Raw genomic sequence first — 1,403 nt, 5'->3', positions numbered from 1 at the left:
CATGCCCCGTGAAGCAGAACACGTTGCTTTCAGGATAGGGCTGGATCTCTGCCGGATAGACGTCTACGTAATCAGTCGGCTCGATATCAGGATGGCGATGAGCGATGAGCTCCAGGATGGAAACGGTCTGTTTCACCTCAGCCAATGAAGTGATCGCCGAGATGTAGAAACCACATTCCCGCATCGACCGAATTGCCTCCTCGGCCGACTGTGCAACGGCGTATCCACTCTTCAGCTCGCCACCGAGCTCTCCTTCAAGGTGCCCACAGAAACTGAACACCTCGTTCTCTGCATAGGTAGAAGACATGTATTCGCTCCCCTACCTGGTTAGCGGGGGCGCAGAGTGCCGTTCTGCGGCGGAGACGGCAGATCAGCCAGATCAAGCTTCGGCCGGTTACTGGTACTGGAAGCCACAGCGAACATACCGCGGCTGACCCCCGTGTTGTCTTTCGGCACATCGAACAACGGCAGCGGACCTTGCATAGCGAACCTCTCCCATACGGCGAAAGCCGCAAAATTGGTTTATGTCGCCTAAAAGCATCGCGGATAGCACAACAAAAGTCAAAATAAGCCATCGGCCCCATATCCATTCACCTTTGCCACCCACGATCCCCCCAGACACGATTTGCCGCCCCATATGCGTTCACCTTTCATGCTCTCCTCCCCAAGCCAACCCCATAAACGTTCACCTTTGGCGGGATTTAGGTCACATGTGGCTGCTTGTTTATGGCCAACGGGAGATCGGCTGCCTGCCCATAAATGTTCACCCTTTAAATAAAAAGTACCCCGCAGACGCCTGTATTTACTGGGGTTTATGCCGCGCTTGATGGCCTCCCCATATTTTTTCACCTTTGCCACCTTCCGCGCCTCATCGGGGCATCGAACGGTGACTCATTTCAGTGGCCTGGTCGGATGCCGACCCGTTGTCAGATCCACAACTCACGCTCAACCCCATAAACGTTCACCTTTTAAGGGGCTACACCTCCTAACCTCCCCATAAACGTTCACCTTTCCCCCGATCCTGGTGCTCGACCAGTAGCCTTCAAATGGCCCCATATGCTTTCACCTTTGCTCAGGAGGCCCCATAAACGTTCACTTCACGCTCCCCACATCCATTCACCTTTCGCCCCACATCCATTCACCTCTCACCCCATAGCCTTTCACCATTGCTCCCCATAAACTTTCACCTTCGCCCCATAAGTTTTCACTTCTCACCCCATATATATTCACCCTCACCCCATAAACGTTCACCTTAACCCCAATAAAACCCTTTAAAATCAAACACTTAGCAGCCTCTAAATATCTGTTTGTTTGTTTAAAAAAGAAACAGACAAACAGACATGGGATCCAGTCCAGAAATTTTTTGTATGTGTGTGAAAATATATTGACGAGAATTTAAACAG

The 1,403-nt window shown here is 51.3% G+C and carries 1 protein-coding gene; it reads right to left on the bottom strand.

Annotated features, from left to right (window positions below; genetic code table 11):
- A partial coding sequence (locus ACZ6ZQ_RS38555) for a hypothetical protein (RefSeq protein WP_469773195.1) occupies positions 1–307 on the bottom strand: 307 nt, incomplete at its 3' end.
- Between the last annotated feature and the right edge of the window lie 1,096 nt (positions 308–1,403).

The organism is Streptomyces sp. NPDC053673 (assembly GCF_055585225.1).
Note: the sequence above shows the minus strand (reverse complement) of the source record. Positions and strands in the feature narration are given on the sequence as shown.